Raw genomic sequence first — 12,943 nt, 5'->3', positions numbered from 1 at the left:
GCCAGACCTCCGCCTGTGCGAAGACGCAGCAATCCCAGTACGGTTGTCCATTTGCCGCCTGGATCGTTCATTTTCGGGATCACATCGCCATGCAGTTCAGCAAATCGAACAAGCTCGCCAACGTCTGCTACGACATTCGCGGCCCGGTGCTCAAGCACGCCAAACGACTGGAAGAGGAAGGCCAGCGCATCCTCAAGCTGAACATCGGCAACCCGGCGCCGTTTGGTTTCGAAGCGCCGGACGAAATCCTCCAGGACGTGATCCGCAACCTGCCGACCGCGCAGGGCTACAGCGATTCCAAAGGCCTGTTCAGCGCGCGCAAGGCGGTGATGCAGTACTACCAGCAGAAGCAGGTTGAAGGTGTCGGCATCGAAGACATCTACCTGGGCAACGGCGTTTCCGAGCTGATCGTGATGTCGCTGCAGGCGCTGCTCAATAATGGCGACGAAGTGCTGGTGCCAGCCCCGGACTATCCGCTGTGGACCGCTGCCGTCAGCCTCGCTGGCGGTAACGCTGTGCATTATCTGTGCGACGAAGGCGCCGACTGGTTCCCGGATCTGGCCGACATCAAGGCCAAGATCACCCCGAACACCAAGGCCATGGTGATCATCAACCCGAACAACCCGACCGGTGCGGTGTACTCGAAGGAAGTGTTGCTGGGCATGCTGGAAATCGCCCGGGCGCACAATCTGGTGGTGTTCTCCGACGAGATCTACGACAAGATTCTCTATGACGACGCCGTGCACATCTGCACCGCTTCGCTGGCGCCGGACCTGCTCTGCCTGACCTTCAACGGCCTGTCGAAATCCTACCGCGTGGCCGGTTTCCGCTCCGGCTGGATTGCCATTTCCGGGCCGAAACACAATGCGCAGAGTTACATCGAAGGCATCGACATGCTGGCCAACATGCGCCTGTGCGCCAACGTGCCGAGCCAGCACGCGATCCAGACCGCGCTGGGCGGATATCAGAGCATCAACGATCTGGTGCTGCCACAGGGTCGCCTGCTGGAGCAGCGTAACCGCACCTGGGAGTTGCTCAACGACATTCCCGGCGTCAGCTGCGTGAAGCCGATGGGCGCGTTGTACGCGTTCCCGAAAATCGACCCGAAGGTGTGCCCGATCCATAACGACGAGAAATTCGTGCTCGATCTGCTGCTTTCCGAGAAGCTGCTGGTGGTGCAGGGCACGGCATTCAACTGGCCGTGGCCGGACCACTTCCGCGTGGTCACCCTGCCCCGCGTCGATGATCTGGAAATGGCCATCGGCCGCATCGGCAACTTCCTCAAGTCCTACCGCCAGTAATGGGCCAGCAGTGCGCAACGAATTGGCTGTTGCGCACTGTCTGATTCAGCAACACATCTTTGTTCCGCGCCTTTGCAGCCCTTCTACACTTGCGATGCGAGCCGTACAGACGTATCTGACCTAATGGCGGCGGGGCGAAAGGCTGTGTCATCCGTGTCGGAATCGAGGGTGGGAATTTTCTTTTTGCTCAGGAAACCGCTGTAGGACACAGTTTGAAATAGTCACTCGGTTGAATAGCCCGGTGCCGCACCTTATATACCCCGCAGTACGCTACATCTTTAGCTTGAGGAGAGTTCTACAACCATGATGCGCATCCTGCTGTTTTTGGCCACTAACCTGGCGGTCGTGCTGATAGCCAGCATCACCCTGAGCCTGTTCGGCTTCAACGGGTTCATGGCGGCCAACGGGGTCGACCTCGACCTCAGTCAGCTGCTGGTTTTCTGTGCGGTCTTTGGTTTCGCCGGCTCGCTGTTCTCGCTGTTCATCTCCAAGTGGATGGCGAAGATGAGCACCGGCACGCAAATCATCAGCCAGCCACGCACCCGTCATGAGCAATGGCTACTGCAAACGGTCGAGCAATTGTCCCGCGAAGCCGGGATCAAGATGCCTGAAGTCGGGATTTTCCCGGCCTACGAAGCGAATGCTTTCGCTACCGGCTGGAACAAGAACGACGCGCTGGTCGCGGTCAGCCAGGGCCTGCTCGAGCGATTCTCGCCCGATGAAGTGAAAGCCGTACTGGCCCACGAAATCGGTCACGTCGCCAACGGCGACATGGTCACGCTGGCGTTGATCCAGGGCGTGGTGAACACCTTCGTGATGTTCTTCGCGCGGATCATCGGTAACTTCGTCGACAAGGTCATCTTCAAGAACGAAGAAGGCCAGGGCATCGCCTACTACGTGGCGACCATCTTCGCCGAACTGGTGCTGGGCATCCTCGCCAGCGCAATCGTCATGTGGTTCTCGCGCAAGCGCGAATTCCGTGCCGACGAAGCCGGCGCCCGCCTGGCCGGTACCAGCGCGATGATTGGCGCTCTGCAACGTCTGCGTGCCGAACAGGGCCTGCCGGTGCACATGCCCGACACCCTGAACGCCTTCGGCATCAACGGTGGCATCAAACAGGGCTTCGCCCGCATGTTCATGAGCCACCCGCCGCTGGAAGAGCGTATTGACGCACTGCGTCGTCGCGGTTGATTTGACCGAAGTGAAAAAGAAGGCCCGCAGCGATGCGGGCCTTTTTTGTATCTTCAGATCATGCGTTGTCGGCGAAGTCCCATTCGCGAGCAGGCTCGCTCCCACCTTTGAAATGCATTCCCCTGTGGGAGCGAGCCTGCTCGCGAAGACGCCGGAGCTGCTGACAGAAAACTATCTGGAAGAAACCCGATAAATCCGCTCCACCAACCACTCAACCCCGCCCTGCAGAAACTTGGGGCTCTCAGCCAGAATATCTCGCTCTTCCAGTTTCTCCAGCTGCCAACCCTGGCCCAGCAGCCGCTGCGCCTCATCATCATTCACCGCAAACGGCGGCCCCGGAATCTGCGTCTGATCGTAATCCAGGGTAATCACCAGCCCCTTCATCTCTGGCGACAGCAACTGCTGCAGATGCGCCGCATAGCGCTGGCGCATGGCGTCCGGCAAGGCAATCAGCGCGGCGCGGTCGTACAGCGCCGTGCAACCGGCAACATCCTCGGCCGTCAGCGCAAAAAAATCACCGCACCACAATTCGAACGCAACACTGCGATAAACCTTGAATGCCCCCTTATCGCTGATCTGCGGCTGCAACTGATGTTCGCTGAAAAACTCCTCGACAGCCTTTTCCGCTAGCTCCACTCCAAGCACCTGATGTCCCTGCCCGGCAAGCCAGAGCAGATCCAGACTCTTGCCGCACAGCGGCACCAGTACGCGTGCCGACGGTGCAATTGCCAGCTCCGGCCAGTAGCGCTGCAAATACGGGTTGGCCTCGGACTGATGAAAGCCGATCTGGTTCGAATCCCATTTCTTGTACCAAAACTCAGGCTGCATGGATCACTCCCGAAAAACCGATGAAAAACCGCAGAAACTTATATTGGATTCAGATCGATGATCTGACTGAAGATGGTTCATCTTAGCGCTCAGGAGCCCGTCCATGTTGCCCAGCCTGTTTATCTCCCACGGTTCACCGATGCTCGCGCTGGAGCCCGGTGCCAGCGGCCCGGCACTGGCGCGACTAGCCGCTGAACTACCGCGCCCCAAAGCCATCGTCATCGTCTCGGCGCACTGGGAAAGCCAGGAACTGCTGGTCAGCAGCCACCCGCATCCGGAAACCTGGCACGACTTCGGCGGTTTCCCCCGTGCGCTGTTTGAAGTGCAGTACCCGGCGCCGGGCAATCCGCAACTGGCCGCAGAAGTGGCTGAACTGCTGAACGCCCATGACTTGCCGGCGCGGCTCGATCCGCAACGACCGTTTGATCATGGTGTTTGGGTGCCACTGTCGTTGATGTATCCGCAGGCCGACATTCCGGTGGTGCAAGTCTCGCTGCCGAGTCGTGGCGGGCCGGCGTTACAGACGCGGGTTGGCCGTGCGCTGGCGAGCCTGCGCGAACACGGCATTCTGTTGATCGGCTCCGGCAGCATCACCCACAACCTCCGGGAGCTGGACTGGCATGCCGGCCCGGAAAGCATTGAACCGTGGGCGCGGGATTTTCGTGACTGGATGATCGACAAACTGGCGGCCGACGATGAAACGGCGCTGCATGATTATCGCCAGCAGGCGCCGAATGCCGTGCGCAGTCACCCCAGTGATGAGCATTTGTTGCCGTTGTATTTTGCTCGCGGTGCTGGCGGGGTTTTCAGCGTGGCGCATCAGGGTTTCATGATGGGGGCGCTGGGTATGGATATTTATCGCTTCGGCTGACGTCATCGCTGGCAAGCCAGCTCCCACAGGGTTTTGTGTGACCCCAAAAAGCAGGCAAAAAAAATCCCCGAACCAGTCGGGGATTTTTTATGTTCGATCAATCAGCCCAAGGGCGGATCAATCTTCGCGGTAGCGACGCAGCTTGAGCTGCTTACCAGCCACGCGAGTGTCCTTCAGCTTGGTCAGGAGCTTTTCCAGACCTTCTTCCGGCAGTTCGACGAGGCTGAAGCTGTCACGCACCTGGATGCGACCGATCGCTTCACGGGCCAGACCGCCTTCGTTGAGGATGGCGCCCAGCAGGTTTTTCGCAGCGATACCGTCACGCGCACCCAGCGCGGTACGGCAACGAGCACGGCCTTCGCCCAAAGGCATTGGCGCGCGACGCTCGCGGTCACCACGATCAGGACGATCACCGGAACGCTCAGGACGGTCGCCACGCGGTGCGTTGTTCGGCACCAGTGGACGTTCCTTCTCGATCGCTGCCAGGTTCAGCGCTTGACCGTTGGTAGCCTTGCGCAGCAGCGCAGCGGCCAGTGCACGCGGGGTGCAACCGATGTCGGCAGTCAGGCGATCAAGCAGCTCACCGTGAGTCGATTCGGCATCAGCAACCAGCGGCGACAGGCTGTTGGTCAGTTTCTTGATGCGTGCATCGAGAACGGCTTGAGCGTCTGGCAGGCGTACTTCGGCAACTTTCTGACCGGTTACGCGCTCGATCACTTGCAGCATGCGGCGCTCACGTGGAGTCACCAGCAGCAGTGCACGACCTTCGCGACCGGCACGGCCGGTACGGCCGATACGGTGCACGTAGGATTCCGGGTCGTACGGCATGTCAACGTTGAACACGTGAGTGATGCGCGGAACGTCCAGACCACGGGCAGCAACGTCGGTCGCGACAACGATGTCCAGGCGACCATCCTTGAGCGAGTCGATCACGCGCTCACGCTGATTCTGGGCAATATCACCGTTCAACGCGGCGGCTTTGTAGCCTTTGGCGTCGAGGGCGCTGGCCAGGTCCAGGGTCGCTTGCTTGGTGCGCACGAACATGATCAGGGCGTCGAAGTCTTCGACTTCCAGCAGGCTGAGTACGGCCGAGGTTTTCTGGTCAGCGTGAACCAACAGGTGAGCCTGTTCGATCGCGGTAACGGTCTGGGTCTTGGTCTGGATCTTGACGTGTTGCGGATCGCGCAGGTGGCGTTCGGCAATGGCGCGGATCGACTGCGGCAGGGTCGCCGAGAACAGCACGGTCTGGCGGGTCGATGGCAGAGCCTTGAAGATGACTTCCAGGTCATCCATGAAGCCCAGCTTCAACATTTCGTCAGCTTCGTCGAGAACCAGATGGTTCACGGTCGACAGGACTTTCTCGTCGCGACGCAGGTGGTCGCAAAGACGACCCGGAGTAGCGACAACAATCTGTGCGCCATTACGGATTGCCTTGAGTTGCGGGCCCATCGGTGCGCCGCCGTAGACAGCCACGACGGTAACGCCTGGCATTTGCTTGGCGTAGGTTTCAAAAGCGGTTGCTACTTGCAGCGCCAACTCTCGGGTTGGCGCCAGGATCAGGGCTTGCGGTTCGCGCTTGGCAGGATCGATGCGGTGCAGGATAGGCAGTGCGAACGCGGCGGTTTTACCGGTACCGGTTTGCGCCTGGCCAATCATGTCCTGGCCGGCCATGATGATCGGGATCGATTGCTGCTGAATCGCCGAAGGCTCTTCGTAGCCAGTCGCTGCGACGGCTGCAAGAATATTCGGGTTGAGATTAAAAGCGGCGAATCCGCCGGTTTCCTGGGTCATGGGTCTGCCTCTAAGTGCATCCGCAAAGACCCATGCTCCAAAGCTGCGCATGCCGTGTTGAGACTCAAGAGTCGCCCTGGCAGCTTTGTCGGCGGGGATTTGCGAAAACGAATGAATGAAGATGAATCGTCAAGGAAGAGCCCGCAATGCGGACGTGCAGCCGAAGCTGACTTCGGGAAATGCGCTACCTAAACGCGGCCCGGTTAAAGGCCGGCGCGCACTATACCGGATTTCGCCCGAAAAGGGAGCTTTTTTTGTGGCCCTTATCCGTGTGTCACCGCCGTGTAACGGGGTTTTGCGGATAATCGCGCAACGGTCTATTTTGCAAAGGCCCGGCCCTGCGGGCGATGACGCTTAAACGGTTCACCGACCTGCGGCAAAGCGCCGCGCACCCGCCCTTCCCGCTTGAGGATTTAGCCATGAATCAGCCCTGCGCCGGCCGCGTCAGCCGAGAACGTCGTGGTCATGTGCACTTGATCGGCCTTGATCGGGCGGCCAAGCGCAACGCTTTCGATATCGACCTGCTCAACGACCTGAGCCTGGCCTACGGCGAATTCGAAGCCGACCGCGAAGCGCGGGTCGCCGTGGTGTTCGGCCATGGCGAGCACTTCACCGCCGGGCTCGATCTGGTCAATGCCAGCGCAGCCCTGGCCGAAGGCTGGCAGGTTCCGAGCGGCGGCTGCGATCCCTGGGGCGTTTTCGTCGGCCCACGGGTGAGCAAACCGGTCATCGTCGCCGCGCAGGGTTACTGCCTGACCATCGGCATCGAGCTGATGCTGGCGGCGGACATCAACCTGTGCGCGAGCAATACCCGCTTCGCGCAGATGGAAGTGCAGCGTGGGATCTTTCCGTTTGGCGGCGCGACTTTGCGTTTCCAGCAGATCGCCGGCTGGGGCAACGCGATGCGCTGGTTGCTCACCGGCGATGAGTTCGATGCCCACGATGCGTTGCATCTGGGCCTGGTGCAGGAAGTGATGGCCAGCGAAGATTTGCTGCCCCGCGCGATCGAGCTGGCCGAACGGATTGCCCGGCAGCCACCGCTGGGCGTGCAGGCGACCTTGATGTCAGCGCGACAGGCGCGTTATGAGGGTGAGACAGCGGCGGCGCAGGCGTTACCGGCGCTGGTGAAGAAGTTGCTCGCCACTGAGGATGCCCGGGAGGGGGTGCGATCGTTGGTGGAGCGGCGTCCGGGGATCTTCAAAGGCGTCTGAAGATTCTGCTGCCTGTCAGGGCCTCTTCGCGAGCAGGCTCGCTCCCACAGGGAGAATGCATTTCAAATGTGGGAGCGAGCCTGCTCGCGAAGGGGGCGGTACTGCCGGCTCAGGTCGCCGGGCGAATCGCGTTGATCAACGACTGCAACGAATAACCCAGCTGCGGCGCCAGCGCTTCGGCCCGTTGGGTCAGCGCCTGCATGTCCAGCGCCTGATCGAGATCCGCCGGAACGATCAGAATCACGTTGCCCTCCTTCACCGGCAACTCCCAGTAATGCCGGTGATAGAGGCCGCGCAACAACGCCGCGCCCAGTGGCTTGCCATCGTCGGTGGCCCACTGGTTGATCACCAGCCAGCCGCCCGGATTCAGGCGCTTCTGACAATCGCCGAGAAAACTCCAGGCCAGATGCCCGACACCGGGACCGACATCGGTATAGAGGTCGACGAAAATCAGATCCGCCGGCTCGGCAGTCGGCAGCAATTCCAGCGCATCGCCGACGCGGATGTACAACCGCGGATCGTCATCCAGACCGAGGTACTCGATGGCCAGACGCGGCACGTCCGGGCGCAGTTCGATGGCTTCGACGTCTTCCAGCGGCAGAAACTTCAGGCAAGCCTGGGTCAGCGTGCCCGCGCCCAAACCGAGAAACAGCGCACTCTCCGGCTGCTCGTGGCACAGCGCGCCGATCAGCATCGCGCGGGTGTAGTCGTACTCCAGCCAGCTCGGGTCGGCAGTGAACACGCAGCTCTGCTCGATCGCATCGCCGAACTCGAGAAAGCGGTAATCGGCCACTTCCAGCACGCGAATCACGCCGAACTCATCCTGTACTTCGGCGAGCAGATGCTCGACGCGCTCCTCAGTCATTTCGTCTCCTGATGGTCACCGGGCGCGGTGACGCGATGGCACCGCTGTGGCGCCGTGGCAAAGCGGCGATTGTCGGCGATGGGGCGGGAGCAGGTCACGCACTAATTGCTGCTAACATGGCGCTTCCCTGCGTACGAACTTCGAGACCGTGATGAGCCAACCGTGGAGCCCTGACAGCTGGCGCGCCCTGCCGATCCAGCAACAACCGCAATACCCCGACGCCGCGCACCTGCGCCAGGTCGAGCAGACCCTGGCCAGCTATCCGCCGCTGGTGTTCGCCGGCGAAGCGCGCGAGCTGCGCCGCCAGTTCGCCGAAGTCACCCAGGGTCGCGCGTTTCTGTTGCAGGGCGGCGATTGCGCGGAAAGCTTCGCCGAATTTTCCGCCGCGAAGATCCGCGACACCTTCAAAGTGTTGCTGCAAATGGCAATCGTCATGACCTTCGCCGCTGGCTGCCCGGTGGTCAAGGTCGGGCGCATGGCCGGCCAGTTCGCCAAACCGCGTTCGGCCAACGACGAAACCATCGGCGGCGTAACCCTGCCGGCCTACCGTGGCGACATCGTCAACGGCATCGGCTTCGACGAAAAGAGCCGCGTGCCGGATCCGGAGCGTTTGCTGCAGTCCTATCATCAGTCCACAGCGACCTTGAACCTGTTGCGCGCTTTCGCCCAGGGCGGTTTTGCCGACCTGCATCAAGTGCACAAGTGGAACCTGGATTTCATCGCCAACTCGGCGCTGGCGGAGAAGTACAGCCACCTCGCCGACCGCATCGATGAAACCCTCGCGTTCATGCGCGCCTGCGGCATGGACAGCTCGCCGCAACTGCGCGAAACCAGTTTCTTCACCGCCCACGAAGCGTTGCTGCTGAACTACGAAGAAGCCTTCGTACGCCGCGACAGCCTGACCAACGATTACTACGATTGCTCGGCGCACATGCTGTGGATCGGCGACCGCACCCGCCAGCTCGACGGCGCGCACGTTGAATTCCTGCGGGGGGTGAACAACCCGATCGGGGTCAAAGTCGGCCCGAGCATGAACCCTGATGACCTGATCCGCCTGATCGACGTGCTCAACCCGGATAACGATCCGGGCCGCTTGAACCTGATCGCGCGGATGGGCGCGAACAAGGTCGGCGATCATCTGCCGGCACTGATCCGCGCGGTCCAGCGCGAAGGCAAGCAGGTGCTGTGGAGCTCCGACCCGATGCACGGCAACACCATCAAGGCCAGCAGCGGCTACAAGACCCGTGACTTCGCGCAGATCCTTGGCGAGGTGAAGCAGTTCTTCCAGGTGCACGAAGCGGAAGGCAGCTATGCTGGCGGCATTCATATCGAGATGACCGGGCAGAACGTCACCGAGTGCATCGGCGGCGCCCGACCGATTACCGAGGATGGCTTGTCCGACCGTTATCACACCCACTGCGATCCACGGATGAATGCTGACCAGTCGCTGGAATTGGCGTTTTTGATTGCCGAGACTCTGAAGCAAGTCCGCCGTTAGACCGAGTCGCCATCTTCGCGAGCAAGCTCGCTCCCACACAGGACCTGTGGCCTACACAAAACCAATGTGGGAGCGAGCTTGCTCGCGAAGGGGCCAGCTCAGATACCCTCAACCTGCGCGAACGCGACCCTGAGCCGAGCCGCACTCTCGCGCTGACAATTCAACTGCACCCGCTCAAGCCCCAGCCAACCCGCCATCCGCCGCAAATTCAGCGCCAGCGCCAGCATGCCCTCCTCGTCCAGCCCCGGTTCTTCCTCGTGCACCGCATGCACCGCCAACTGCCCTGCCGCCCGTTCGGCGCGCAGATCAACTCGCGCGGCGATCCGCTCGTTGTGCAAAAACGGCAGCACGTAATAGCCGTAAACCCGCTTGGGCTGCGGTGTGTAGATTTCCAAACGATAGCGGAAATCGAACAAACGCTCGGTGCGGCTGCGCTCCCATATCAGCGAATCGAACGGCGACAGCAGCGCACTGGCAATGACCTTGCGCGGCACTTTGGGCTCCTGCAGGCAATAGGCGATCTGCCGCCAGTCGGCGACTTCACACATCTGCAATTGACCAGCTTCAACCAACTCAGCCAGACGCGGCCGAGCATCCGCAGGGCTCAGGCGAAAGTAATCACGCAGGTCTTTTTCCGTACCAACGCCCAATGCTTGCGCCGCATGCAACAGCAAACCGCGTTGCGCCTCGGCCTCGTCCGGCGTGGGCTGCTGCAGAATCGCTGCCGGAATCACTCGCTCGGGCAAATCGTACAAGCGCTCGAAACCGCGTCGCCCCGCCACTGTGACCTCACCGGCGGCAAACAACCATTCCAGCGCATGTTTCTCAGCGCTCCAGTCCCACCATGGCCCGGCCTTGTCTTCGCGGGTCGACAGACTGCCGGCACCCAGCGCGCCCCGCTCCTCAACCGCAGTCAGCACGCGGCGAATGGTTTCCTGCTGTTCGCGACCAAACCTCGCCAATTGCTGATAGATGTCTTCGCCACGCTTGGCCCGTTGCATACGCCAGCCCAGCAACGGGTACATCGACAGCGGCAACAGCGACGCTTCATGGCCCCAGTATTCGAACAGCGTGCGCCGACGCCCCGAACTCCAGGCAGCCTGGTCGAGCAAGTCAGAGGGGTAGGAACCGAGACGGGAAAACAGCGGCAGGTAGTGCGAGCGCACCACGGCATTGACGGAATCGATTTGCAGCAGGCCCAGCCGTTCGATCAGCCGGTTGAGATGACTGGCATTGACGGTCGGCGGCTGGCGCCCGTTGAACCCTTGGGCAGCCAGCGCCAGACGTCGCGCCTGTTTGAGGGAAAAGGACACTGTCGCGGGCATTTATTCCTCCATGTCTGCTCGCAACCTACCTCACCTGAAAGGGGTTTGTGTAGCGATAGCCTCATCATTTATGCATCGGGTCGTCCCAGAACGGCCGCACGGTTTCATGCTCGACATCGGCGCGGCTGATGCCGATGTCCTTCAGCGCCTCATCGCTCAAACCGGCGAGCATTTCCCGTTCGCGATGCAGCTCATACCAACGGCTGAATTTGTGCAGCAGATCGGACACGATATGGCCGTGGCCGGACAGCTGTTCTTGGCATGCATACTCTCTTTGACCTTTCATCGTCTTGCCTCCTTTTGTGGATGGCTCAAGTCTCGCGCTGGCGCTAAGATCAATCCAACGAATGTTTCTGATGGCATGCATCACGGAGATTCATCAATTGTCCGCCTACCCCAGTATCGATACCGATGTCCTGCGCACCTTCGTCGCGATTGCCGATCAGGGCGGTTTCACCCGTGCCGGCGAGATGGTCAACCGCACCCAGTCGGCGGTGAGCATGCAGATGAAACGCCTGGAAGAAGACGTGTTGCAGCGCCAGCTGTTCGAGCGCGATGGACGCCAGGTGCGCCTGACGGCAGAAGGCCAGGTGCTGCTCGGTTATGCACGGCGCATCCTCAAACTGCACAGTGAGGTGTTCAACACCCTGCGCGAGCCGCACATGGTCGGCACCGTGCGTATCGGTACTCCGGATGATTATGTGATGCGTTTTCTGCCGGGAATCCTGTCGCGATTTGCGCAGTTCTATCCGCTGATCCAGATCGAGGTGCATTGCGAGTCGAGCAAGCAGTTGCTGCAACGCACCGATCTGGACTTGTCGATCGTCACCCGTGAGCCGGGCAACGAGATCGGCCAGTTGCTGCGCAAGGAGCGCTTTGTCTGGGCCGAGGCGCAGAATTTCAGCGCCCACGAACAGACGCCGCTGCCCCTGGCAATGTTCAACAGTGATTGTTTCTGCCGCCTGTGGGCGTGCAATGCGCTGGACGCGATGGGCCGCGATTACCGCATCGCCTACAACAGCAGCAGCCTGTCGGCGCTGATGGCGGTAGTCAGCGCGGGGCTGGCGATCACCGCGCAACTGGAGAGTCTGATCACCCCCGACATGCGCATCCTTGGCGCCGCCGAAGACCTGCCGCTACTGCCCGAGGCGAGCATCATGCTGATCCGCAATCTGAACAACCCGTCGCCGATCACCGAGTGCCTGGCCGAGCACATCGTCGAGGGCTTCAAACTTTAAACGCGAGCATCACCGCACACAGCACCAGAAAACCGCAGAACAGCCCACGCAGGAGTTTTTCCGGCATGGCGTGGGCAACTTTCACGCCCCAACTGATGCTGAGCAGACCTCCGACCGCCAGAGGCAGGCCGATCATCCAGTCGACTTCGTGGTGCACAGCGTAGGTCACCAGGGTTACGCCAGTGCTCGGCAGGGCCAGCGCCAGCGACAATCCCTGAGCAACCACTTGGCTGGTGCCGAACAGGCTGGTCAGCACTGGCGTGGCCACCACCGCGCCGCCGACGCCGAACAAGCCGCCCATGGTCCCCGAGGCGGCGCCAAGCACGCCCAACCACCGCCACGAATAGCGCATCTCGGCAGTCGGCGCTGGCCGTGGACCAAACATCTTCAACAGGTTGTAAGCCGACAGCGCCACCAGAAAGGCGACAAAGCCGATGCGCATGGTCTGCGCATCAATGCCCACCGCCCAGATCGAACCGAGCCAGGCGAAGCAGAAACCCATCACCGCCAACGGCAGCGCATGGCGTAATTCGATGCGATTGCGCTGGTGATAACGCCACAGCGCCAGCATCACGTTCGGTACCACCATCACCAGCGCCGTGCCTTGGGCAATTTGCTGATCAAGCCCAAACCACACGCCAAGCAACGGAATCGCAATCAAGCCACCGCCAATGCCAAAGATCCCGCCCAATGTGCCCAGGGCGGCGCCGAACAGCAGGTACAACAGAAAATCCATCACAACGGTAATCCTCTAACGACAGGCGGCCAATGCTACGCACTCGCGCCTAGCGGGGAAACGCATAGCAACGCACAATGGCTGTGCC

Annotated in this window: 12 protein-coding genes; 6 read left to right on the top strand and 6 right to left on the bottom strand. The window is 61.0% G+C overall.

Features of this window, described 5'->3' with window-relative positions; translation table 11 throughout:
• Positions 1 to 89: 89 nt before the first annotated feature.
• Both JWU58_RS08940 and htpX read left to right on the top strand, forming a co-directional pair.
• Complete coding sequence (locus JWU58_RS08940; RefSeq protein ID WP_016770856.1) at positions 90 to 1,301, top strand: pyridoxal phosphate-dependent aminotransferase; 1,212 nt, start codon at positions 90 to 92, stop codon at positions 1,299 to 1,301.
• A 303-nt stretch (positions 1,302 to 1,604) separates the two neighbouring features.
• The gene (gene htpX / locus JWU58_RS08935) at positions 1,605 to 2,492 is read left to right on the top strand and encodes a protease HtpX (RefSeq protein ID WP_007908619.1); all 888 of its coding nucleotides are present in this window, start codon (positions 1,605 to 1,607) and stop codon (positions 2,490 to 2,492) included.
• A gap of 171 nt (positions 2,493 to 2,663) precedes the next feature.
• Here htpX and JWU58_RS08930 read toward each other — a convergent pair whose 3' ends face one another.
• Positions 2,664 to 3,320, bottom strand: a complete 657-nt coding sequence (locus JWU58_RS08930) for a thiopurine S-methyltransferase (RefSeq protein WP_206421786.1) — start codon at positions 3,318 to 3,320, stop codon at positions 2,664 to 2,666.
• A gap of 103 nt (positions 3,321 to 3,423) precedes the next feature.
• Between JWU58_RS08930 and JWU58_RS08925 the strand changes: the two genes are divergently transcribed.
• On the top strand, positions 3,424 to 4,191 hold the full coding sequence (locus JWU58_RS08925; protein WP_206421785.1) for a DODA-type extradiol aromatic ring-opening family dioxygenase: 768 nt from the start codon (positions 3,424 to 3,426) through the stop codon (positions 4,189 to 4,191).
• 117 nt (positions 4,192 to 4,308) lie between these two features.
• Here JWU58_RS08925 and JWU58_RS08920 read toward each other — a convergent pair whose 3' ends face one another.
• Positions 4,309 to 5,982: a DEAD/DEAH box helicase gene (locus JWU58_RS08920; protein WP_016770859.1), complete on the bottom strand. Its 1,674-nt coding sequence runs from the start codon at positions 5,980 to 5,982 to the stop codon at positions 4,309 to 4,311.
• A gap of 419 nt (positions 5,983 to 6,401) precedes the next feature.
• Here JWU58_RS08920 and JWU58_RS08915 point away from each other — a divergent pair, with 419 nt between their 5' ends.
• Positions 6,402 to 7,193: a crotonase/enoyl-CoA hydratase family protein gene (locus JWU58_RS08915; protein ID WP_206421784.1), complete on the top strand. Its 792-nt coding sequence runs from the start codon at positions 6,402 to 6,404 to the stop codon at positions 7,191 to 7,193.
• Between the two features lie 109 nt (positions 7,194 to 7,302).
• Here the strand turns inward: JWU58_RS08915 and JWU58_RS08910 are convergent, their stop codons facing one another.
• On the bottom strand, positions 7,303 to 8,058 hold the full coding sequence (locus JWU58_RS08910) for a spermidine synthase (RefSeq protein ID WP_024013768.1): 756 nt from the start codon (positions 8,056 to 8,058) through the stop codon (positions 7,303 to 7,305).
• 151 nt (positions 8,059 to 8,209) lie between these two features.
• On the opposite strand from JWU58_RS08910, the gene JWU58_RS08905 reads away from it, so the two are divergent.
• Positions 8,210 to 9,556, top strand: coding sequence for a class II 3-deoxy-7-phosphoheptulonate synthase (locus tag JWU58_RS08905; protein WP_038861070.1), 1,347 nt, complete (start codon positions 8,210 to 8,212; stop codon positions 9,554 to 9,556).
• A gap of 98 nt (positions 9,557 to 9,654) precedes the next feature.
• Here JWU58_RS08905 and JWU58_RS08900 read toward each other — a convergent pair whose 3' ends face one another.
• Positions 9,655 to 10,881: a winged helix-turn-helix domain-containing protein gene (locus JWU58_RS08900; RefSeq protein ID WP_206421783.1), complete on the bottom strand. Its 1,227-nt coding sequence runs from the start codon at positions 10,879 to 10,881 to the stop codon at positions 9,655 to 9,657.
• A gap of 64 nt (positions 10,882 to 10,945) precedes the next feature.
• Positions 10,946 to 11,167: a DUF1127 domain-containing protein gene (locus JWU58_RS08895; protein ID WP_206421782.1), complete on the bottom strand. Its 222-nt coding sequence runs from the start codon at positions 11,165 to 11,167 to the stop codon at positions 10,946 to 10,948.
• 97 nt (positions 11,168 to 11,264) lie between these two features.
• Here JWU58_RS08895 and JWU58_RS08890 point away from each other — a divergent pair, with 97 nt between their 5' ends.
• Positions 11,265 to 12,119 (top strand): LysR substrate-binding domain-containing protein, encoded by an 855-nt coding sequence (locus JWU58_RS08890; protein WP_172667885.1) that lies wholly within the window; start codon positions 11,265 to 11,267, stop codon positions 12,117 to 12,119.
• Here the strand turns inward: JWU58_RS08890 and JWU58_RS08885 are convergent.
• Entirely contained in the window at positions 12,109 to 12,855 is a 747-nt protein-coding gene (locus JWU58_RS08885) for a sulfite exporter TauE/SafE family protein (RefSeq protein WP_390896743.1), read from the bottom strand. The two genes, JWU58_RS08890 and JWU58_RS08885, sit on opposite strands and share 11 nt — an antisense overlap.
• Positions 12,856 to 12,943: the final 88 nt, after the last annotated feature.

It is taken from the genome of Pseudomonas atacamensis (genome assembly GCF_017167965.1).
In the GTDB taxonomy this organism is placed as follows: domain Bacteria; phylum Pseudomonadota; class Gammaproteobacteria; order Pseudomonadales; family Pseudomonadaceae; genus Aquipseudomonas; species Aquipseudomonas atacamensis.
Note: the sequence above shows the minus strand (reverse complement) of the source record. Positions and strands in the feature narration are given on the sequence as shown.

Bases quoted from the DNA above. Each gene is read 5' to 3' on its own strand.
- JWU58_RS08940 (WP_016770856.1), top strand. From the start codon at position 90: ATGCAGTTCAGCAAATCGAACAAGCTCGCCAACGTCTGCTACGACATT.
- JWU58_RS08915 (WP_206421784.1), top strand. From the start codon at position 6,402: ATGAATCAGCCCTGCGCCGGCCGCGTCAGCCGAGAACGTCGTGGTCAT.
- JWU58_RS08930 (WP_206421786.1), bottom strand. From the start codon at position 3,320: ATGCAGCCTGAGTTTTGGTACAAGAAATGGGATTCGAACCAGATCGGC.
- JWU58_RS08910 (WP_024013768.1), bottom strand. From the start codon at position 8,058: ATGACTGAGGAGCGCGTCGAGCATCTGCTCGCCGAAGTACAGGATGAG.
- htpX (WP_007908619.1), top strand. From the start codon at position 1,605: ATGATGCGCATCCTGCTGTTTTTGGCCACTAACCTGGCGGTCGTGCTG.
- JWU58_RS08900 (WP_206421783.1), bottom strand. From the start codon at position 10,881: ATGCCCGCGACAGTGTCCTTTTCCCTCAAACAGGCGCGACGTCTGGCG.
- JWU58_RS08920 (WP_016770859.1), bottom strand. From the start codon at position 5,982: ATGACCCAGGAAACCGGCGGATTCGCCGCTTTTAATCTCAACCCGAAT.
- JWU58_RS08905 (WP_038861070.1), top strand. From the start codon at position 8,210: ATGAGCCAACCGTGGAGCCCTGACAGCTGGCGCGCCCTGCCGATCCAG.
- JWU58_RS08885 (WP_390896743.1), bottom strand. From the start codon at position 12,855: ATGGATTTTCTGTTGTACCTGCTGTTCGGCGCCGCCCTGGGCACATTG.
- JWU58_RS08895 (WP_206421782.1), bottom strand. From the start codon at position 11,167: ATGAAAGGTCAAAGAGAGTATGCATGCCAAGAACAGCTGTCCGGCCAC.
- JWU58_RS08925 (WP_206421785.1), top strand. From the start codon at position 3,424: ATGTTGCCCAGCCTGTTTATCTCCCACGGTTCACCGATGCTCGCGCTG.